The organism is Roseomonas sp. OT10 (assembly GCF_020991085.1).
GTDB lineage: Bacteria > Pseudomonadota > Alphaproteobacteria > Acetobacterales > Acetobacteraceae > Roseomonas > Roseomonas cutis.
Genome location: NZ_CP087719.1, coordinates 3,303,000 through 3,322,486, shown reverse-complemented (window position 1 = coordinate 3,322,486; position 19,487 = coordinate 3,303,000). Strand labels below are relative to the sequence as shown.

At 72.7% G+C, this 19,487-nt stretch carries 17 protein-coding genes; 11 read left to right on the top strand and 6 right to left on the bottom strand.

Annotated features, from left to right (window positions below):
* The gene (locus LPC08_RS15245) at positions 1-1,899 is read right to left on the bottom strand and encodes an AMP-binding protein (protein WP_230449092.1); all 1,899 of its coding nucleotides are present in this window, start codon (positions 1,897-1,899) and stop codon (positions 1-3) included.
* A 144-nt stretch (positions 1,900-2,043) separates the two neighbouring features.
* On the bottom strand, positions 2,044-3,747 hold the full coding sequence (locus LPC08_RS15240) for an MFS transporter (RefSeq protein ID WP_230449091.1): 1,704 nt from the start codon (positions 3,745-3,747) through the stop codon (positions 2,044-2,046).
* Between the two features lie 199 nt (positions 3,748-3,946).
* On the opposite strand from LPC08_RS15240, the gene LPC08_RS15235 reads away from it, so the two are divergent.
* A complete protein-coding gene (locus LPC08_RS15235; protein ID WP_230449090.1) occupies positions 3,947-5,470 on the top strand; it encodes a hypothetical protein in 1,524 nt (507 codons plus the stop codon).
* Here the strand turns inward: LPC08_RS15235 and LPC08_RS15230 are convergent.
* A complete protein-coding gene (locus tag LPC08_RS15230) occupies positions 5,442-6,236 on the bottom strand; it encodes a ferredoxin--NADP reductase (protein WP_230449089.1) in 795 nt (264 codons plus the stop codon). The genes LPC08_RS15235 and LPC08_RS15230 overlap by 29 nt on opposite strands.
* 220 nt (positions 6,237-6,456) lie before the next feature.
* Here LPC08_RS15230 and LPC08_RS15225 point away from each other — a divergent pair, with 220 nt between their 5' ends.
* Entirely contained in the window at positions 6,457-7,167 is a 711-nt protein-coding gene (locus LPC08_RS15225; protein WP_230449088.1) for a GNAT family N-acetyltransferase, read from the top strand.
* A 30-nt stretch (positions 7,168-7,197) separates the two neighbouring features.
* On the opposite strand, the gene folE is transcribed toward LPC08_RS15225, so the two are convergent.
* Entirely contained in the window at positions 7,198-7,866 is a 669-nt protein-coding gene (folE, locus tag LPC08_RS15220) for a GTP cyclohydrolase I FolE (RefSeq protein WP_441295817.1), read from the bottom strand.
* 218 nt (positions 7,867-8,084) lie between these two features.
* Here folE and LPC08_RS15215 point away from each other — a divergent pair, with 218 nt between their 5' ends.
* From LPC08_RS15215 to LPC08_RS15195, 5 genes are all read left to right on the top strand, one after another.
* Positions 8,085-9,140, top strand: coding sequence for a zinc-dependent alcohol dehydrogenase (locus LPC08_RS15215; protein ID WP_230449086.1), 1,056 nt, complete (start codon positions 8,085-8,087; stop codon positions 9,138-9,140).
* 208 nt (positions 9,141-9,348) lie between these two features.
* On the top strand, positions 9,349-10,308 hold the full coding sequence (locus LPC08_RS15210; protein WP_230453088.1) for an SMP-30/gluconolactonase/LRE family protein: 960 nt from the start codon (positions 9,349-9,351) through the stop codon (positions 10,306-10,308).
* Positions 10,309-10,411: 103 nt separating this feature from the next.
* The gene (locus tag LPC08_RS15205; RefSeq protein ID WP_230449085.1) at positions 10,412-11,413 is read left to right on the top strand and encodes a TRAP transporter substrate-binding protein; all 1,002 of its coding nucleotides are present in this window, start codon (positions 10,412-10,414) and stop codon (positions 11,411-11,413) included.
* The gene (locus LPC08_RS15200; RefSeq protein ID WP_230449084.1) at positions 11,410-11,958 is read left to right on the top strand and encodes a TRAP transporter small permease; all 549 of its coding nucleotides are present in this window, start codon (positions 11,410-11,412) and stop codon (positions 11,956-11,958) included. Before LPC08_RS15205 ends, LPC08_RS15200 begins: the two co-directional genes overlap by 4 nt.
* Positions 11,955-13,235: a TRAP transporter large permease gene (locus LPC08_RS15195; RefSeq protein ID WP_230449083.1), complete on the top strand. Its 1,281-nt coding sequence runs from the start codon at positions 11,955-11,957 to the stop codon at positions 13,233-13,235. Before LPC08_RS15200 ends, LPC08_RS15195 begins: the two co-directional genes overlap by 4 nt.
* Here the strand turns inward: LPC08_RS15195 and LPC08_RS15190 are convergent.
* Positions 13,207-14,169, bottom strand: coding sequence for a LysR family transcriptional regulator (locus LPC08_RS15190; protein WP_230449082.1), 963 nt, complete (start codon positions 14,167-14,169; stop codon positions 13,207-13,209). The two genes, LPC08_RS15195 and LPC08_RS15190, sit on opposite strands and share 29 nt — an antisense overlap.
* Positions 14,170-14,584: 415 nt before the next feature.
* On the opposite strand from LPC08_RS15190, the gene LPC08_RS15185 reads away from it, so the two are divergent.
* From LPC08_RS15185 to LPC08_RS15170, 4 genes are all read left to right on the top strand, one after another.
* On the top strand, positions 14,585-15,547 hold the full coding sequence (locus tag LPC08_RS15185) for a Bug family tripartite tricarboxylate transporter substrate binding protein (protein ID WP_230449081.1): 963 nt from the start codon (positions 14,585-14,587) through the stop codon (positions 15,545-15,547).
* 13 nt (positions 15,548-15,560) lie between these two features.
* Complete coding sequence (locus LPC08_RS15180; protein WP_230449080.1) at positions 15,561-16,511, top strand: hydroxymethylglutaryl-CoA lyase; 951 nt, start codon at positions 15,561-15,563, stop codon at positions 16,509-16,511.
* A gap of 5 nt (positions 16,512-16,516) precedes the next feature.
* Positions 16,517-17,710, top strand: a complete 1,194-nt coding sequence (locus LPC08_RS15175; RefSeq protein WP_230449079.1) for a CaiB/BaiF CoA transferase family protein — start codon at positions 16,517-16,519, stop codon at positions 17,708-17,710.
* Positions 17,711-18,093: 383 nt separating this feature from the next.
* Positions 18,094-18,276 carry a hypothetical protein gene (locus LPC08_RS15170; protein ID WP_230449078.1) on the top strand — a complete coding sequence of 61 codons (183 nt, stop codon included), beginning with the start codon at positions 18,094-18,096 and terminating at the stop codon, positions 18,274-18,276.
* A gap of 28 nt (positions 18,277-18,304) precedes the next feature.
* Here the strand turns inward: LPC08_RS15170 and LPC08_RS15165 are convergent, their stop codons facing one another.
* Positions 18,305-19,477: an enolase C-terminal domain-like protein gene (locus tag LPC08_RS15165; protein WP_230449077.1), complete on the bottom strand. Its 1,173-nt coding sequence runs from the start codon at positions 19,475-19,477 to the stop codon at positions 18,305-18,307.
* Between the last annotated feature and the right edge of the window lie 10 nt (positions 19,478-19,487).

The window sequence follows — 19,487 nt, the reverse complement described above, 5'->3', positions numbered from 1 at the left end:
TCAGCGCTCCGCCGACCGCAGCACGTCCGCGATCTCCTCCAGGCTCAGCGGGTCGTCGATCGTCGCCGGCATGGCCCAGTCGTCGCCATCGGCGATCTTGCGGATGGTCGCGCGCAGGATCTTCCCCGAGCGCGTCTTCGGCAGGCGCGCCACCACCCGCGCCTCCTTGAAGGCCGCGACCGGCCCGATGCGCTCGCGCACCATCGCCACCAGCTCGGCGGAGAGCACCTTCTCGGTCGTGTCCACGCCGGATTTCAGCACCACCAGCCCCAGCGGCACCTGGCCCTTCAGGCTGTCGCGCACCCCCACCACGGCGCATTCCGCGACGGCGGGGTGGGAGGCCAGCACCTCCTCCATCGCGCCCGTGGAGAGGCGGTGGCCGGCGGTGTTGATGATGTCGTCCGTGCGCGACATCACCCAGACATCGCCCTCCGCATCCACCATCCCCGCATCGCCCGTCTCGTAGAAGCCGGGGAAGGTGGCGAGGTAGGAGGCGCGGAAGCGCTCCTCGTCGCCCCAGAGCGTCGGCAGGCAGCCCGGCGGCATCGGCAGGCGGATGGCCAGCGCCCCGATCCGGCCGCGCGGCAGGTCCTGCCCCTGCTCGTCCAGCGCCACGACGTCGTAGCCGGGGGAGGGGCGGCCGCCCGAGCCGGGCTTGGTGGGGAACAGGCCCAGGCCGCGGAAGTTCGCGGTGATCGGCCAGCCGGTCTCCGTCTGCCACCAGTGGTCGATCACCGGCTTGCCGAGGAGGTCGGCCGCCCAGACCGCCGTGTCGGGGTCGCAGCGCTCGCCGGCCAGGAACAGCGCCTCCAGCCGCGAGAGGTCGTGGCGGGCCAGCAGCGCGCCCTGCGGGTCCTCCTTCTTGATCGCACGGATCGCGGTGGGGGCGGTGAACATCGCCTTGACGCCATGCTGCGCGCAGACGCGCCAGAAGGCGCCGGCATCGGGCGTGCCGACGGGCTTGCCCTCGTACATCACGGTGGTGCAGCCGGCGAGGAGAGGGGCGTAGACGATGTAGGAATGCCCCACCACCCAGCCGACATCGGAGGCGGTGAACATCACGTCGCCGGCTCCGAGCCCGTAGATCATGCCCATGGAGGCGTGCAGCGCGACCGCATAGCCGCCCGTGTCGCGCACCACCCCCTTGGGCTTCCCGGTCGTGCCGGAGGTGTAGAGGATGTAGAGCGGGTCGGTCGCCGCCACGGTCACGCAGGGATGCGGCGCGGCGGCCGCCTCGGCCTCCGCCCAGTCGGCATCCAGGCCCGGCGTCAGCGCGCAGGGATGCTGCGGCCGTTGCAGGATGAGGCAGAACTCCGGCCGGTGCGGCGACAGGCCCAGCGCCGCGTCCAGCAGCGGCTTGTAGGGGACGATCCGCCCCGCCTCGATCCCGCAGGAGGCGGCGAGGATCGCGCGCGGCTTCGCATCGGCGATGCGCGCCGCCAGCTCCGCCGCCGCGAAGCCGCCGAAGACGACGGAATGGATCGCGCCCAGCCGCGCGCAGGCCAGCATGGCGATGGCCGCCTCCGGCACCATCGGCATGTAGACCACCACCCGGTCGCCCTGGCCGACCCCGCGCGCGGCGAGCGCCCCGGCCAGCCGCTCCACCCGCGCCAGGAGCTGCGCGTAGGTGAGGGTGGTCACGCTTCCCGTGACGGGGCTGTCGTGGATCAGCGCTGGCTGCGCCCCGCGCCCGGCGGCCACGTGCCGGTCCAGCGCGTTGTGGCAGAGGCTCAGCCGCCCGTCCGGGAACCAGCGGCCATAGGCGCCCTGGTCAGGGTCGAAGGCGCGGGCGGGCGGGGTCTGCCAGTCGATGCCGCGCGCGGCGCGCAGCCACCAGCCCTCCGGGTCGCTCCGCCATCCGGCATAGGCGGCCTCGTAGCCGCCGGCTTCGCCCGCCATGATCCGTCTCCCCACCCTTTCCGGGGCAGGGTGGCAAGTCGGGCGGCAAAGGCAAGGGCCGTCCGTCCCACAGGAAAAAAGGCGCCGGGGGATGGTCCCCCGGCGCCCGGCCCGCATTCCCTCCGGTGCGGAGGGGGCGGCGGCTCAGCGGCGTCCCACGCCGAGGTCGTCGGCGAAGATGTCGCGGTCCTTGGTCTCCGGGACGAACAGCGCCCCGATCACCACCGTCATCAGGGCGATCACGATCGGGTACCAGAGGCCGTAATACACGTCGCCCGTCTGCGCGATCATCGCGAAGGCCGTCGCCGGCAGCAGCCCGCCGAACCAGCCGTTGCCGATGTGATAGGGCAGCGACATGGAGGTGTAGCGGATGCGGGTCGGGAACAGCTCCACCAGCGCGGCGGCGATCGGGCCGTAGACCATGGTGACGTAGATCACCAGGATCGTCAGGATGCCGATCAGCACCGCCGGCTGCTCGCGGAAGATGTCGAAGGGGTGCGCGATCTTCACCACCGTCGGGTTCGACGCCGCCGGATAGCCCGCCGCCGTCAGCGCCGCGCCGAGCTGCGCCGCGAATTCCGGCGTCCCGGCGGTGATCGGCGCCCCGCCCGCGATGGTCACCGTGGTGGGCGAGCCCGCCGGCGCGCTCTCGACCCGATAGTTGACCGAGGCCCGCGCGAGCGCCGCCTTGGCGATGTCGCAGGGCTGGGTGAAGCGCGCCGTGCCCGTCGGGTTGAACTGGAAGGAGCAGGTGCTGGTGTCGGCGTGCACCACCACGGGGATGTTGGTGTGGGCGGCGTGCAGCGCCGGGTTGGCCTCCGCGCTCATCAGCTTGAAGAGGGGGAAGTAGGTCAGCGCGGCGATCAGGCAGCCGCCCAGGATGATCGGCTTGCGGCCGATCTTGTCGGAGAGCCAGCCGAAGAGGACGAAGCCGCCCGAGCCCAGCAGCAGCGACCAGGCGATCAGCAGGTTGGTCGTATAGGCATCGACCTTCAGCACCGAGCCCATGAAGAACAGGGCGTAGAACTGGCCCGTGTACCAGACCACCGCCTGGCCGGCGACGAGGCCCAGCAGCGCGAGCAGCGCGATCTTCGCGTTCTTCCACTGGCCGAAGGCTTCCGACAGCGGCGCCTTGGAGCCCGTGCCCTCGTCCTTCATCTTCTGGAAGGCGGGGCTCTCCTGCATCTGCAGCCGGATCCAGACGGAGACGCCGAGCAGCGCGATGGAGACCAGGAAGGGAATGCGCCAGCCCCAGTCGCGGAAGGCGGCGTCGCCCAGGGCGAGCTGGGTGAAGAGGATCACCAGCAGCGAGAGGAACAGGCCCGCCGTCGCCGTGATCTGGATGAAGGAGGTGTAGAAGCCGCGCCGGCCGTTGGGCGAGTGCTCCGCCACGTAGGTCGCGGCGCCGCCGTACTCCCCGCCCAGCGCCAGCCCCTGGAGGCAGCGCAGGAGGATCAGGATGACGGGGGCGGCGAGGCCGATGCTGTCGGAGGTGGGCAGGATGCCGACGACGAAGGTGGAGATGCCCATGATCAGGATGGTGACGAGGAAGGTGTACTTCCGCCCCACCAGGTCGCCGAGCCGGCCGAAGACCAGCGCGCCGAAGGGCCGCACCAGGAAGCCGGCGGCGAAGGCCAGCAGCGCGAAGATGTTGCGGGTGGTCTCGTCGAACTGGCTGAAGAACTTCACCGCGATGATGGCGGCGAGGCTGCCGTAGAGGTAGAAGTCGTACCACTCGAAGACGGTGCCGAGGGAGGAGGCCAGGATGACCTTCCGCTCCTCCCGCGTCATGGGCGGGTGAGCCGCCCGTGTCCCTGGCGGCGCGGTGGTCGCGCGGGTGCTGCTCATCGTCCTTGGTTCCCAGATGGCCGCTCGGGCCGGGTTGCTTCCTCGTGTCTCGGCGGGGCTTGCCGCTCGCCTTGCGGAGCAGCCTGCCCGGACGTGCCGCAGCGTGGAAGGGGATTCTCCCAACTTCCCCGGGCCGGGGCATTCCCCCCGCCCCGCCCCGATGCGAAAGCGGTGCGGCAGCCGAGGGACGCCGCCGCCGATGACCGCCGCTACCCCAGGAGGCGCCTCTCCCCCGGCCGGTGGTGCGGCCGCCGTGCCCGGCTGGATGGCGGCGCTGGCCTTCGTCGGCCTGGGCGGGGCCCTCGCCCTCTCCGATCCCGGCGGATGGGTCCTGCCGCTCGGCTGGTGCGCCGGGCTGTGGCTGGCCGGCCTGTCCCGGCGCGGCTGGCCCGCGGGCTGGCCGGCCCGGCTGGCGCAAGGCTGCGGCGCGCCGGCCGCCCGCGCGGCCTGGCTGGTGCGGGCCGTCGCCGCGCTCTTCCTGACGGCCGGCCTCGTCTCCGTGGCCGCGCTGGCGGTGCAGCGGGCGCTCGAAACCTCCCGCCTGCTCTGGGGGCTGCCGCTGGGTGCCCTGCTCCTGCTCGCCGGCATGCCGATGGCCCGGCGCGGCGGCTGGCTGCTGCTGGCAGCGGCGGTGCTGCCGTTGCCCTTCCTGGCCGTCGCGGGGGGATGGTCCTGGCCCGCCCCATCCGCCCTGCTGCGTCCGCCGGCCGCGCCGGAGCTGTCCTCCGGCCTCCTGGCCGGGCTGATCGCGGCGCTCGGCGCGGCGATCCTGGCGCCGGCCGGCCCTCAGGCAGGCGAAGGGCATGGCCGCGGGCCGCGCCGGCTGCTGGCGGCCGTGCTCCTGGGCGGGCTGGCCGCCGCCATGGTGGGGGCAGGGGAGCTGCGACGGCTGGAGGGGGCGGCCATCGCCCCCCTGCCGGCCTGGATCGAGGCCTGGCGCCTGGACGGGGCGCGCGGCCATCCCTGGGCGGAGCCGGTGGATGTCGACGGCGACGGGCGGCTGGGGACGGGCGAGCTGATCCTGCACCCGGACGCCCTGGCCCTGGCGGCGCCGCAAATCGCGGGGCTGCCCTGGCCCTTCACCGTCCTGGCCCTGGCCGGCGCGCTGGCGGGGGCCTGCGCCGCGATGCGGGGCGTCGCCCGGCTGGCCGGTGGACGCCGGATGGCCCTCCTCCTGGTCCCGCCGGGGATGGTGCTCGCCTTCGTGACCGGGGGCGGGGTGCTGGCCTTCGCCGAATGGGCGGGGGCGGTCGCCGCGGCCGGGCTGGGGCCCGTGCTGGCGCTGCTGGCCTGGGGTCGACCGCCGCCGCCACGGCAGGCGGCGGCGGCCATGCTGGCGGGGCTGCTGGTGGCGGTCGCCTGGCTGGCCGCGGCGGAGCGCAACGGGGTGGACCTGCTGCGCTGGGGTGGAACGCGCGAGGCGGTGGCGGAGGCGGCCCGGCTGACCCTGGCGCTGCCGCAGGCCGGGCTATGGGACAAAGCGGAGGCGCAGCGCCTGCTGGCCGCCCCCCCGGCGGAGGACGGGCCGCTGGCCGGGCTGCTCGACCTGCGCCCGGCGATCGCGCGGCAGCGGGTGGCGGCGCGGCTGCACGGGCTGGGCAGCGGCGCGGCGGCGGGGGCGCTGGGCCTGGGGGCGGGGGTGCTGGTGCTGCTGCCGGGTGTCCTGGCCCGGCGCCGGGCCGCCGCGGGGCCGGCTACTTCTCGACGAAGGCCTTCTCGATGACGTAGTGGCCGGCCGCGTGCTGGCTGCCCTCGACGAAGCCGCGGCCTTCCAGCAGGACCTTGGCGTCCGCCAGCATCTCCGGGCTGCCGCACAGCATCACCCGGTCATGCTCCGGCGACATCGCCGGCAGGCCGAGATCGGCGAAGACCTTGCCGCTGGCGATCAGGTCGGTGATGCGGCCCTGGTGGCGGAAGGGCTCGCGCGTAACGGAGGGGTAGTAGACCAGCTTCTCGCGGACCATCTCGCCCAGGAACTCGTGCTCCGGCAGCTCGCGCTCGATCAGGTCGCGGCAGGCCAGCTCCGCCACCTGGCGCACCGTGTGGCACAGCACGATCCGGTCGAACCGGTCATAGGCCTCCGGCTCGCGGATCAGCGACAGGAAGGGCGCGAGGCCGGTGCCGGTGGAGAGGAACCACAGGGTCTTCCCCGGCAGCAGGTTGTCGAGCAGCAGCGTGCCGGTCGCCTTGCGCCCGACCAGCAGCGTGTCCCCCTCCTGCAGGTGCTGGAGGCGGGAGGTGAGGGGACCGTCCTGCACCTTGATCGAGAGGAACTCCAGCTCCTCCTGCCAGGGGGCGGAGGCCATGGAATAGGCGCGCAGCAGCGGCCGCCCCTCGACCATCAGGCCGATCATCGCGAACTGCCCCGCCTGGAAGCGGAAGCCCGGGTCGCGGGTGGTGCGGAAGGAGAAGAGCCGGTCCGTCCAGTGATGCACGGACAGCACCGTCTGCTCGAAGAAGGCGGTGTTGGGGCGGGCGGGGGCGTTCATGGCGCAACGGCTATGGGCATCATTTCTCGCAGGTGCAACAGGCGATGCGGGAAAGGACCCCTGCGCCCGCGTCGGGGCGGCGGGGAGGGCAGCCGCCCGGCGCGGCTCCGTTCTCGCGGGCCGTTCCGGCGGCATGGCGCCGCCGTGCCGGGCCGGCGGGACGGGGGCCGTTCCGGACACCCCCTTGGACCTGGCGCGCAAAGGCGCCAGCCTGGGCCGCATGAGCGACCGATACGTCCCGCCCGCCGATCCGGCGACCAGCCCGCCGGTGGGGCCCCTGGTGGACTCCACCCCTCGCCCGCTGCCGGCCCGGGTGCCGCATCGCGGCGCCTCCGTCACCCTGGAGCCGCTGCACCCGCGCCATTCGGAGGAGCTGTTCGCGGCCACCCGCGGCGCGGACGGTTCCTGGGCCTATCTCGGCTACGGCCCCTTCAGCGATGCCGGGGCGATGCGGCGCCACGTCGCGACCTTCTCCACCCAGCACGACCCGATGGCCTGGGCCGTCCGCCAGCACCGCACCGGCACGGCCGACGGCTGGCTGACGCTGATGGAGATCCAGCCGGCCAACGCGCATATCGAGCTGGGGCACATCTGGTTCGGCCCGCGCCTGCAACGCACGCGCGCCGCCACCGAGGCGATGTTCCTGCTGATGCGCCACGCCATGGACGATCTCGGCTACCGGCGGCTGACCTGGAAGTGCAACGCGCTGAACGCGCCGTCCCGCGCCGCCGCCGCCCGGCTGGGCTTCACCTACGAGGGCACGCTGCGCAACGTGATGGTGGTCAAGGGCCGCTCCCGCGACACCGCCTGGTTCTCCATCCTGGAGGATGAATGGCCGGCCCGGCGCGAGGCCATCGCTGCCTGGCTGGACGATGCCAACTGGGACCCCTCCGGCCGGCCACGCCGCTCCCTGGTCCGGCCTGGCGGATAGCGCGGGCGCCCCGCCGGTCGGCCCGGCGGCTCAGATCACCGCGGTCTGGCGGGGATTGCCGATCATCGCCAGGAATTCCTGCCGGGTGCTGCGGTTGTCGCGGAAGGCGCCGAGCATGCGGCTGGTGACCATGGTGACGCCCGGCTTGTGGGCGCCGCGGGTGGTCATGCACTGGTGGGCCGCCTCGACGACGACGGCAACGCCCAGGGGCTGGAGCACGTCCTGGATGGCGTTGGCGATTTGCGCCGTCAGCTTCTCCTGGATCTGCAGGCGCTTGCCGTAGGCGTCCACCACCCGGGCGAGCTTGCTGATGCCCACCACCCGGCCGCTGGGCAGGTAGCCGACATGGGCGCGGCCGATGATCGGCGCCATGTGGTGCTCGCAGGTGCTCTCCAGCCGGATGTCGCGCAGCACGACCATCTCGTCATAGCCCTCGACCTCCGAGAAGGAGCGCTGGAGGAGGGCCATCGGATCCTCCTCGTAGCCGGAGAACCACTCCCGGTAGGCGCGGGCCACGCGCTTGGGGGTATCGGCCAGCCCTTCGCGCCGAGGGTCGTCGCCCGCCCAGCGCAGCAGGGTGCGGATCGCATCCTCCGCCTCCTCGCGGGTCGGCCGCGGCGGCTCCCCGGCGACGGTTGGGGGGACGGCAGGCTCGGTGGGCACGGAGGCGGGATCCTCTCTCGGCGGTGGAGGGGTCATCTGGTCGACAAGGGTGCGGCGCACAAGCGGGAGGGTGGGAGACCGGAACTCTTGTCTTATAGAATTTACAGATGTATGGCTTGGCCTGGGACGGATCGCTGGCCGGGAGCATCGGCGGGGCGGGAATCCGCTCCCCGGACATCGGCCGGGCGCCGGCGCGGCATCGCACCGCCGAACGGACTCGCCCAGGCCGCAGGTTGCACGGGGCTGCCGACGCTGTGACCAAGGCTCTCTACCTGCACGGGGCGCATGATGCCCGGGTCGCTCCCTTCAACCTGCGGGAGGGGCGGCCGGACGAGGCATTGCTGGAGGTGGCGGCGGTCGGCCTCTGCGGCAGCGACCTGCACTACTACAAGGATGGCGGCATCGGCTCGGCCCAGATCAAGGCGCCCTTCGTGCCGGGGCACGAGTTCGGCGGCTGGCTGGCGGAGGACGTGGCGGAGCGGGGCCTGCGGCGCGGCACGCTCGTCGCCGTCGATCCGAACAAGGCGTGCGGCGACTGCCCCTATTGCCATGCCGGCCATCCGAACCTCTGCCCCCATGTCGAGTTCATCGGCGCCCCGCCCTTCGACGGTGCGATGACGCAGCGCATCTGGGTGCCGCGCAGCCAGATCGTCGCCATCCCGCAGGGCTTCACGCCGCTGGACGCGGTGATGCTGGAGCCGCTGGGCGTGGCCATCCATGCCGTGGACCTGGCCAAGCCGCGCCTGCTGGAGCGCGTGGCCGTGCTCGGCTGCGGCCCGATCGGGCTGCTGCTCCTCCAGGTGCTGAAGGCCGCCGGCGCGGGCGAGGTACTGGCGGTCGACCCGCTGGAGCACCGCCGCGCCATGGCCGCCCGGCTCGGCGCCGACCGGGCCGGCAGCTCCGTGGGGGACATCCAGGGCTGGACCGGGGGCGAGGGCGCGCCGCTGGTGATCGAGGCGACCAACAACCCGCTGGGCTTCCGCGACGCGGTGCTCTCCGCCCGGATCGGCGGGCGAGTCGTGCTGGTCGGCATCCCCGATGGCGACACCTACACCCTGCCGGCGGCGGATGCGCGGCGGCGCGGGCTGAAGATCAAGTTCTCCCGCCGGATGGGCGAGGTCTATCCGCGCGCCATCGCCCTGGTGGCCGCGGGGAAGGTGGACGTGGCCGCGCTGGTCACGCACCACGTCGCGCTGGAGGAGGGGCCCGAGGCCTTCCGCCGCCACGCCGCCGATGCGCCGGGGGTGATCAAGACGCTGATCTATCCCAACGGGGGCGGGGCCGCGCCGCACGGGACAGGGCGGCCGTAGCGCCGCGCGCGCCGGCGTCGCGATCTGAGATACCCCCCCTCTGTAATCGCCATGCCCGCCGCTACCGCGTCCGGCGACAAGCTGTGGCGCGAGAGGGCAGCACCACGGTGGCGGACAGGTCGGGACGGGCCGGTCCGCGCCGCGGGGGCGACCCGGATCGGGCGGCAAGCCCGGCCGGGGCAGGGGAGGAACGAGGACCGCCGTGACCATGCGGATGCTGACGCCCGACGGGATCTCCTTCGTCGGCCAAGACCTGAACCGCGCCGAATGCGTGATGACGACCCGCTCCGGCGACCTCTTCGTGCCGGACGGGCGCGGCGGCATCTCCGTGATCGCAGCGGATGGCGGCATCACCCGCCTCCTGGCCCGCGACGCGCCGGAGGGCTTCCTGCCCAACGGCATCGCCCTGCTCCCCGACCGTAGCGTCCTGATCGCCAATCTCGGCCCCGCCGGCGGCGTCTGGCATCTGGCGCGGGACGGCGCGCTGACGCCCCGGCTGCGCGAGGTGGACGGCCGCGCCCTGCCGCCCACGAACTTCGTCGGCATCGACCGACAGGGCCGCACCTGGGTGACGGTCAGCACCTGGGCGGTCCCGCGCGAGCAGTCCATGCGCAAGGGCTACGGGGACGGCTTCATCGTGCTGATGGACGGGCGCGGCGCGCGGATCGTGGCGGAGGGCATCGGCTTCACCAACGAGGCGATCGTCGATCCCTCCGGCGAATGGCTTTACGTCAACGAGACCATCGGCCGCCGCACCAGCCGCTTCCCGATCCGCCCCGACGGCTCGCTGGGAGAGAAGGAGGTCTTCGCGCAGTACGGCGCGGGCACCTGGCCGGACGGCTTCGCCTTCGACGAGGAGGGCGGCGTCTGGATCGTCAGCGTCATCAGCAACCGCGTCATCCGCGCCACGCCGGACGGGCGGCAGGAGCTGATCCTGGAGGATGCGGACGCGGCGGATGTCGCCGCGGCGGAGGCGGCCTTCCAGGAGGGGCGCTTCGGCCGGCCGCAGATGGACCTCGGCCGCAGGCGCGGGCTGCGCAACCTGTCGGGCATCGGCTTCGGCGGGCCGGACCGGAGGACGGTCTACCTCGGCTCGCTCTTCGGCGAGAGGCTGGCGAGCTTCCGCTCGCCGGTCGCCGGGGCGCCGCCGGTCCACTGGAATTTCTGATGCGCCGGGAGTTCTGATCCCGGACCGGGCGGCCCCTGGCGGGACCGCCTCCCGCGGACCACAGTTCGGATGACGGGCCAGAGAGCCCGCGCAGGAGGACGACGTGAAGAGAAGGCAGCTTCTCGCCGCCGGGCCGCTGGCCCTGGCGGCCATTCGCACCACCCCGGCCCGGGCGCAGCAGCGCACCATCCGGCTAGCGACCATCGCGCTGAACAACAGCCCCTGGCACCACGCCATGATGCGCTTCAAGGAGGTGGTGGAGACCGAGAGCCAGGGCCGGCTGGAGGTCAACCTCTACACCGACGGGCAGCTCGGCGACATCGGCGGGCTGATGTCGGCCATGCAGCTCGGCACCGTCGAGCTGTCCTACTACGGCGCGCCCTCCATCGTGCAGCTGCGCGGGGCGGAGGCACTGAACATCATGTACATGCCCTACCTGTTCCGCAGCGCGGAGTGGGCGGAGCGCATCCAGAACAGCGACGAGTTCCGCGCCATCTACGACCGCATCGCCGGCACGGCCGGGGTGCGGCTGGTCGGCGCCTGGGGCCAGCGCTCGCCGCGCGCGCTGCAGACCATCCGGGGGCCCGTCACCAGGCCCGAGGAGGTCCGCGGCATGCGGATCCGCGTGGCGCCGATCCTGATGCTGCGCGCCACCTTCGAGCGGCTGGGCGCGCAGATCACCCCGATGGGGATGCTGGAGATCTACAACGCCCTCTCGCGCGGCGCGATCGATGGCCAGGACAACGGCTTCGACCTGTCCATCCCCGCCCGCTTCCACGAGGCGGCGAAGTTCTGGTCCGCCACCGACCATGCTTACGAGCTGGTGGGCCTCTTCGCCTCCGAGCGCTTCTGGAAGGGCCTCTCCTCCGCCGACCGCGAGCTGATGGAACATGCCGGCAAGCAGACGGGCGAGGTGACCACCCGCCTGACCCGCAAGCTGGACGGGGAGGGGGTGGAGCTGCTGCGCAATGCCGGGGCGAGCTACGTCGTGCCCGACCGTGACGCCTTCCGCGCCGCCCTGGCCGGGCTGGAGCAGGAGCATGACGGCAAGTCCTGGCCGGCGGGCATGGCCGCCCGCATCCGCCGCGCGCAGGAGGCGGGGTGAGCCGCAGCGTCCCGGCGGTGGCCGGGCGGCAGGCCGAGCCCGCGGCGGGCCGCCTGCTGCGCGGCTTCGCGCGGGGGCTGGCGTGGGTGGCCCGCGCCTGCGTCATCCTGGCGATGGTGGCCCTGGTGGTCCTCTCCGTGGGGCAGGTGGTGGACCGCTACCTCGTCAAGAGCACCTTCGACGCCTATGACCAGCTCTCCCGGCTCTGCCTGGTCTGGCTGACCTTCATCGGCATCGCGCTGGGCATCCGCGAGCGGGCGAACATCCGCATCGAGCTGCTGGAGCATCTGCTGCCCGGCATCGGCACCCGCGCGCTGGCGGGGCTGCTGGACGTGGTGGTGCTGCTGACCTCCGCCTACCTGGTCTGGAGCGGCTGGGTGCTGCTGGAGGTCGGCGCCTACCAGGCCATCATGAACACGCCGCTGAGCTACGACGTGGTCTATGCCGGGCTGCTCGCGGGGCTCGCGCTGCTGGCCGTCTTCCTGCTGCTCCGCCTCTGCGGCGTCGGCGGGGAGATGGAGGGGCGCGGGGAGCACGGGCCATGATCCTGCTCAGCGCCGTGCTCTTCTTCGGCCTGCTGCTGCTGGGCCTCGATGTCGGCTTCTCGATGATCCTCGCGGCGCTGGCCGGGCTGCTGCTGCGCCACGATGGCGGCGGGGATGTGGTGATGGCGCCGCTGACCCTCGTCTCCAACGTCGACACGGCCGTGCTGATCACCGTGCCGCTCTTCGTCCTGGCGGGGGAGCTGATGAACCAGGGCGGGCTGACGCATCGCCTGATCGGCTGGTCCTCCGCCATGGTCGGGCACATGCGCGGCAGCCTGGGGCAGGTCGGCATCCTGACCAACCTGGTGATGTCGGGCATCTCCGGCTCGGCGGTGGCGGATGCCACCGCGACCGGCGGGCTGCTGATCCCCGCCATGAAGCGGGAGGGCTACCGGCCCGGCTTCGCCGCCGCGGTGATCGCGGCCGGCGCCATGCTGGGGCCGATCATCCCGCCCTCCATCCCGATGATCGTCTATGCCGTCACGGCCAACGTCTCGATCGGCAAGCTGTTCCTGGCCGGCATCGTCCCCGGCCTGCTGATGGCCGCGGGCTACATGGTGCTGTGCGCGATCATCGCGCGCCGCCGCGGCTACGCCGCCCGGCCACGGTCGAGCTGGGGCGAGCGGATCACCGCCACGCGCACGGCGATCTGGGCGCTGGCGATCCCCGTGCTGATCATCCTGGGCATCCGCTCCGGCATCGTGACGGAGACGGAGGCGGCGGGGGTGATCTGCGCCTATGCGCTGGTGGTCGGCTTCCTGGTCTACCGCGACCTGAAGGGGCGCGAGCTGGGCCAGGTGCTCTACGCGGCCGGGCGGACCTCGGCGGTGATCCTGTTCCTGCTGGCCGCGGCCGGTCCCTTCGCCTGGCTGCTGAACGAGGCGCATATCGCCACCGCCATCTCCGGCGCGATCCTCTCCCTCTCCTCGGACCCGCTGGTGATCCTGCTGGTGGTGAACCTGGTGCTGCTCGCGGTGGGCATGATCCTGGAGCCGCTGCCGGCCCTGGTGATGTTCGTCCCGACCCTGCTGCCGATCCAGGCCCAGCTCGGGCTCGACCCGGTCCACTTCGCCATGGTGGTCATCATGAACCTGATGATCGGCATGCTGCACCCGCCGATCGGGTTGCTGATCTTCGTGACCAGCGCCGTCGGGCGCGTGCCGATCTGGCCGGTTGCCATGGAGGCGCTGCCGTTCCTCGGCTGGTCGCTCGCCGTGCTGGGGCTGATCACCCTCTTCCCGGCCCTGGTCACCTGGCTGCCGGGGGTCGCCCTCTGAAGGCCGCATGGTCCGGATGCGCGACGCGCAGCGTTTCCGTCCGGCCGGGGACCAGGGACCGGGCGCGAAGGTGTTCGACGAAGTCGCGGGCGGCGCAGGACAGGCTATCGACGTCGCGGACCATGATGCAGATCTGCGGCCGGGCCCAGTGGTCGGTCAGCGGGATGAAGCGCAGCCCGTACCGCCCGCCCAGGCTCGCCTCCATGACCGAGGGGGCAAGCCCGATGCCCATGCCCGCGCCGACCATGCGGCAGAGCGTGTCGAAGCCGCGCACGCGGATGCGGGTGCGCTTCATGACGGAGGCCTGGCGGGCGACGCCGTCCATCAGCTGCGCCAGCACGCTGCCGGTGGTCTGCTCGACCTGGTCGTATTCCAGCGTCTCCAGGTAGGAGACGCTGGGGCGCTGCGCCAGCGGGTGCCCCTCCGGCACGGCGACGCAGAGGTCGTAGCTGCGGTAGGGAAACAGCTGCAGCGTCCCCGGGATGAAGAGGTTCGGGCCGATGCCGATATCGGCCCGTCCCTCCGCCACGTCGCGGACGATGCCGGGGGTCTCGATCTCCTCGAGGTCGAGCCGCAGATGCGTCCGCTCGCGCAGGAAGTCGCGGATGTCGGCGGGCAGGCCGGCGGTGAGGGAGGACGCGCTGGCGCGGACCCGGACATGGCCGCGGACCCCTTCCGCATAGTCGGACATCTCGTCCTCCATGCGGTCGAGCATGCGCAGGACCATGCGGGCATGATGCTCGAAGGCCTCGCCGGCGGGGGTGGGACGCACGCCCCGCAGGCCCCGCTCGAAGAGCGGCGTGCCGACCAGCGCCTCCAGCTCCGACAGCCGCTTGCTGACCGCGGAGGGGACGATGTGCTCCCGCTCCGCCGCCTTGGCGATGCTGCCCGTCTCGATGGTGGCCACGAACAGCCGGGCCGAGACCGGGTCCATCCGGCGCGCCATCCTGCCGTCCCTGCTCACCGGTCCTCCTCCCTGATCCGCTCTTCCCGGGGCCGGCGGGCCTACGCCGCGGCCGCGCCCCTTCTAGAGCAGATTGCCGGCGGACGGACACGCCCGGGGGGCGTGAATCGCCCCGCGAACAGGGGTCTGGACCAGGACGCGGCCCCAGGCGGACGGCATCCTGCCCCAGTCTCCCCGGCCCGGCCGGCCCCGGCCGCACGGCACCGTGCCGCCCGGCATCCGGGCCGGACCGCCCATCTCCGCCCAAGAGGGGGGGAGGCGCCATCCAGCGCTTGGCCTGGGCGCTGCCAGGCGCCAGCCTGCGGGCAAAGGGCCGCCGCATCCCGGCGGGGCCGCTGACGGCCCCGCAGGCAGGTCGGCCCGGCCACGGGAAGGAAACCGTCCGATGCTGCGCCGCTCGCTCCTCGCGCTCCTGGCTGCCCCGCCGCTTCTTTCCGGCGCGGCGCGGGCGGAGACCTTCCCCTCCCGCCCGATCCGCATCGTCTCGCCCTTCCCGCCGGGCGGGGGCACCGACCTGCTCTCCCGCGCGGTCGGGCAGCGCCTGGCGGAGGCGAAGGGCTGGACGGTGGTGGTGGAGAACCGCGCCGGTGCCAACGGCACGATCGGCCTGGGCGAGGTCGCCCGCGCCGCGCCGACCGGCTACGACCTGGTGCTGGCGCAGCAGGACAACATGATCCTGTCGCCGCTGCTGACGAAGGTGCCCTTCGACCCGGCGCAAGACTTCAGCCCCGTGGCCTTCATCGGCACCACGCCGCTGATCCTGCTGGTCGCGGCCAACTCGCCCTATCGCAGCATGGCGGACCTCGTCGCCGCCTCGAAGGCGCGCAAGGGCGAGCTGAGCTTCGGCAGCTCCGGCGCCGGCAGCAACTCCCATATCATCCTGGAGATGCTGCGCCGCCGCGCGGGGCTGGAGATGCAGCACGTGCCCTATCGCGGCTCCGGCCCGGCGCTGGCCGACCTGCTCGGCGGGCATGTGGCGGCGATCGGCACCTCCATCGCCTCGGCCAAGGGGGCGCTGGATGCCGGCACCGCCCGGGCGCTGGCGGTCAGCGGGCCGGCGCGCAGCCCCTCGCTGCCCCAGGTGCCGACGCTGATGGAGGGCGGGACGCAGGTGAACGTCACCACCTGGTGGGCGATGCTGGGGCCGAAGGGCCTGCCGGAGCCGGTGGTGGGGCAGCTCAACGAGGCGATCAACGCGCTGCTGGCCCAGCCCGGCCTGATGAAGGTCATGGCCGACAGCGGGGTGGAGCCCAACGCGATGACGCCCGCCGCCTTCGACGCCTTCCTCAAGCGCGAACTGGCGACCTGGAAGGGCATCATCGCCGAGATCGACCTGAAGCTCGACTGAGAACGGAATTCCCATGAGCACTCCCGAATCCGACCCGCGCTTCGTCGAGGTCGTCGAGGTCGGCACCCGCGACGGGCTGCAGATCGAGCGCACCATCCTCTCCGCGCGCGACAAGATCGACCTCGTCGACAGCATGCTCGACAGCGGCATCCGCCATGTCGAGGTGACCTCCTTCGTCTCGCCCAAGGCGGTGCCGCAGCTCGCCGATGCGGAGGAGGTGCTGCGCGGCATCCGCAAGCGGCCCGACACCAACCTGATGGCGCTGGTGCCCAACCTGCGCGGGGCGGAGCGCGCGTTGACCACGCCGGTCGATGGCGGCGTGCTGCTGATCTCCGCCTCGGAGACGCACAACCGCAAGAACCTGAACCGCGGCGTCGGCGACAGCCTGGAGGCCTTCCCGGCCGTCGCCGCCCGGCTGCGCGAGGGCGGCAAGGAGGTCCTGGGCGCCATCGCCGTCGCCTTCGGCTGCCCTTTCGAGGGCGACGTCCCGGTGGAGCAGGTGGTGCGCATCGCCCGCGCCTATGCGGAACTCGGCGTGGGGCATGTGACGCTGGGCGACACCACGGGCATGGCCACGCCCAACAACATCCGCGCCACGCTGCGCGCCCTGAAGGCGGCGCTGCCGGGAATGGGATTCACCCTGCACCTGCACAACACCCGCGGCGTCGGGCTGGCGAACGTGCTGGTCGGGCTGGAGGAAGGCGTGCGGCGCTTCGATTCCGCCGCGGGCGGGCTGGGCGGCTGTCCCTTCGCGGCCGGGGCCACGGGCAACATCTGCACCGAGGATCTCGTCTACCTGCTGGCCGAGAGCGGCTGGGAGACGGGGGTCGACCTGGAGAAGACCATCGCCATCGCCCACCGCATGGAGGCGCTGCTGGGCAAGCCGCTGGCGGGGCAGGTGATGCGCGCCGGGCCGCGGCTGCGCCTGCATCCGGTGGATGCCGTGCCCACGGCGGCGGGCTGAGGCGCATGGGCGCACCGCCGCTCGCCGGGATCCGCGTGCTCGACCTGACGCGGATCCTCTCCGGCCCCTTCTGCACCATGATGCTGGGCGACATGGGCGCCGACGTGGTCAAGCTCGAGGACCCGCGGGAGGGCGACCCGATCCGTCACATCGGCGCCGGGCGCGAGGGGCTGAGCTGGTACTTCGCCTCCTTCAACCGTAACAAGCGTTCCGTGGCGCTGGACCTGCGCTCGCCGGAAGGGCTGGAGACGCTGGCGCGCATGATCGGGCGCGCCGACGTGCTGGTGGAGAACTACCGCCCCGGCGTGCTGGCGAAGATGGGCTTCGACGAGGCGCGCCTGCGCGACCTCAATCCCCGCCTGGTCGTGGCCAGCATCAACGGCTATGGCGCCACCGGTCCCTATGCCGGCCGCCCGGCCTTCGACTTCGTCATCCAGGCGATGAGCGGCTTCATGAGCGTGAACGGCGAGCCGGAGGGCGTGCCGCTGCGCAGCGGCCTGCCGATCACCGACCTGGTGGCCGGGCTCTATGCCGCCTTCGGCGTGGTCAACGCGCTGCGCGCCCGCGACCGCGACGGGGTGGGGCAGCGGGTGGAGGCGGCGATGATGGACGGCATCATGAGCATGTTCGCCTACCTCGCCTCCGACCACCTCGCCACCGGCGCCCTGCCGCCGCGCACCGGCAACGACCACCCGATCGCCTCGCCCTACGGGCTGTTCCGCACGCGCGACGGGGCCATCGCCGTGGCACCCAGCACGGATGCCATCCTGCGCCGCCTGCTGGGCGAGCTGAGGCTGGGACACCTGCTGCAGGATCCGCGCTTCGCCACCAACAGCGACCGGGTGCGGCACCGGGCCGAGATCAACGCGCTGATCGAGGAGCGGCTGGCCGAGGACAGCCAGGAGAATTGGGTGCGCCGCCTGAACGCCGCCGGCGTGCCCTGCGGGCTGGTGCAGGACATGCGCCAGGCCCTGTCGGACCCGCAGGTGCTGCACCGGGAGATGGTGATGGAAGTGGAGCATCCGGGGCACGGCACCGTGCGCATGCTGGGCTTCCCGGTGAAGCTGTCCGGCACGCCCTGCGCCCTGCGCCACCCGGCGCCGGACCATGGCGCGCAGACGGCGGAGGTGCTGGCGGAGTGGGGCGTCGCGTTGCCCGCCCACGGCGCGGAGCGCGGCGTCGCGCCGGCCGCGGAGTAGCGCCGCGGACAATGCCGTCCGGGGGCCCGTGCTCCCGGCAGCCGACACCGCGCGATCCGGCCGCGCGCCGGGGAAAGGCGACCTCCACCGGACGCGCGGCCGGCATCGGCGCGACATGCCCGCCCCCCGCGTCGCCGCCTCGTTCCCGCGGGACGGATCTTCACGAGTCCGTAACGCCTCTCCGTTACGATCTTGCGGATGCAGCGGCGATGCCGGAGCGGTGCGCCGTCGGGAACAGCCTGAATCGTGCCATCATCGAGGAGGAAGATGCTGGCCGTCCGCATCGTGACGCGATGTCCGGTGCAAACTTTCCGGCGTCACGGGGTTGACCAGACGGAGGGTGCCGCGCGGCGCCGCGAAGCGCAGAAGCCAGGGATCAGAGGATGAGCGTTGCTTTCAAGCCGATTCACCAAAGCCTGCGCGTCCTGTTGCGTGACGTCCTGAAGCGGTTCGGCCTCCGGCCGGGTCTGACGCGGTACCGTCCCGAACGCGCCTACATGCGCGGCGGCCGCCCGGGACCGGTGCCGGCCCGGCACGATCCATCGGCGCCGCAACGACGCGGCTGAACCCGCGTCGTCCGACTGCCGCCTCGCGCTACGCCTTGGGCCAGGACTGCACGCGCGTGGTGCGGGCACGGATGGCCTCCCAGTCATAGGCGACGCCGAGCCCGGGGCTATCGGGCACCCCGAAGCAGCCATCCTCCCCCACCGACTCCAGCTCGTCGGCGTAGCCACAGGCGAAGACCTGCGGGATCGGGTTCCGGACGCCGGGTCCGACCAGCGACAGCTCATAGAAGTTGGTGTTTCGGATCGCCGCCATCAGCTGTCGCTGCGCCGGGCCGGCGGCGTGCAGCTCGATATCCAGCCCGAAGGCCTCGGCGAGGTGCGCGGTCTTCATCACCCCGGTGATGCCCATGTCGTATTCCGGGTCGGCGCGCAGGAAATCCGTGCCGCCTTCCGTGATCCAGGGCACCTTCGCCTCCAGCGTGCGCACGTGCTCGGTCAGCAGCAGCGGCGTGCGCAGCTTCTCGCGCAGGCGACGGTGCGCGAGCGGCGCGGTGCCCGTGTCCAGGAAGGGGTCCTCGTACCAGAAGTACCCCGCCTCGTCGCAGGCACGGCCGACGTAAAGCGCGTCGGCGAAGCTGCGCAGCTCGCTGGCCGGGTCAATCATCAGCGCCATCTCCGGCCCGACGGCGGCGCGCACGCCCAGGAGGTTCTCCGCCTCGTCGCGCGGATCGGCTTCCTCCCAGCCATGGATCTTGAAGCCGCGATAGCCGAGCGCGCGGCAGTGCTGCGCGAATTCGGCGAAGGCGGCCTTATCGCTCAGCGCGCCGTTGCGGTCGCCATGCACCGTGCTGGCATAGGTCGGCAGCCGTGTCCGCATGGTGCCGAGCAGCCGGTGGATGGGTTGCCCCGCGGCCTTGCCCGCCAGGTCCCACAGCGCAACGTCCAGCGCCGAAAGCCCCACCGCGCCGAGATGGCGGGCGGCGCGGCGCAGATCCGTCCAGATCGCCTCGCGCGCGAAGGGATCGCGGCCGAGCAGCTTCGGCGCCAGCGCCGCCACCTGGCCGAGGATGGCCGGGTTCTTGGCGCTGTGCATGGGGATGTACTCGCCCCGCAGCCCGTCATCGGTGCGCAGCACGACGCAGAAGGACCCGATCGTCTGCATGCCGCCGGGCCGGCAGACGAGCTGGCCGGAATGGTCGCGCCCGAAGCCAGGGGCGTCATAGGCGAATTCGTGGAGCTCCACGCGGTCGATGGCGGTCATGGGCGGGTCC

Bases quoted from the DNA above. Each gene is read 5' to 3' on its own strand.
- LPC08_RS15245 (WP_230449092.1), bottom strand. From the start codon at position 1,899: ATGGCGGGCGAAGCCGGCGGCTACGAGGCCGCCTATGCCGGATGGCGG.
- LPC08_RS15240 (WP_230449091.1), bottom strand. From the start codon at position 3,747: ATGAGCAGCACCCGCGCGACCACCGCGCCGCCAGGGACACGGGCGGCT.
- LPC08_RS15235 (WP_230449090.1), top strand. From the start codon at position 3,947: ATGACCGCCGCTACCCCAGGAGGCGCCTCTCCCCCGGCCGGTGGTGCG.
- LPC08_RS15230 (WP_230449089.1), bottom strand. From the start codon at position 6,236: ATGAACGCCCCCGCCCGCCCCAACACCGCCTTCTTCGAGCAGACGGTG.
- LPC08_RS15225 (WP_230449088.1), top strand. From the start codon at position 6,457: ATGAGCGACCGATACGTCCCGCCCGCCGATCCGGCGACCAGCCCGCCG.
- folE (WP_441295817.1), bottom strand. From the start codon at position 7,866: ATGACCCCTCCACCGCCGAGAGAGGATCCCGCCTCCGTGCCCACCGAG.
- LPC08_RS15210 (WP_230453088.1), top strand. From the start codon at position 9,349: ATGCGGATGCTGACGCCCGACGGGATCTCCTTCGTCGGCCAAGACCTG.
- LPC08_RS15195 (WP_230449083.1), top strand. From the start codon at position 11,955: ATGATCCTGCTCAGCGCCGTGCTCTTCTTCGGCCTGCTGCTGCTGGGC.
- LPC08_RS15190 (WP_230449082.1), bottom strand. From the start codon at position 14,169: ATGGACCCGGTCTCGGCCCGGCTGTTCGTGGCCACCATCGAGACGGGC.
- LPC08_RS15185 (WP_230449081.1), top strand. From the start codon at position 14,585: ATGCTGCGCCGCTCGCTCCTCGCGCTCCTGGCTGCCCCGCCGCTTCTT.
- LPC08_RS15180 (WP_230449080.1), top strand. From the start codon at position 15,561: ATGAGCACTCCCGAATCCGACCCGCGCTTCGTCGAGGTCGTCGAGGTC.
- LPC08_RS15175 (WP_230449079.1), top strand. From the start codon at position 16,517: ATGGGCGCACCGCCGCTCGCCGGGATCCGCGTGCTCGACCTGACGCGG.
- LPC08_RS15170 (WP_230449078.1), top strand. From the start codon at position 18,094: ATGAGCGTTGCTTTCAAGCCGATTCACCAAAGCCTGCGCGTCCTGTTG.
- LPC08_RS15165 (WP_230449077.1), bottom strand. From the start codon at position 19,477: ATGACCGCCATCGACCGCGTGGAGCTCCACGAATTCGCCTATGACGCC.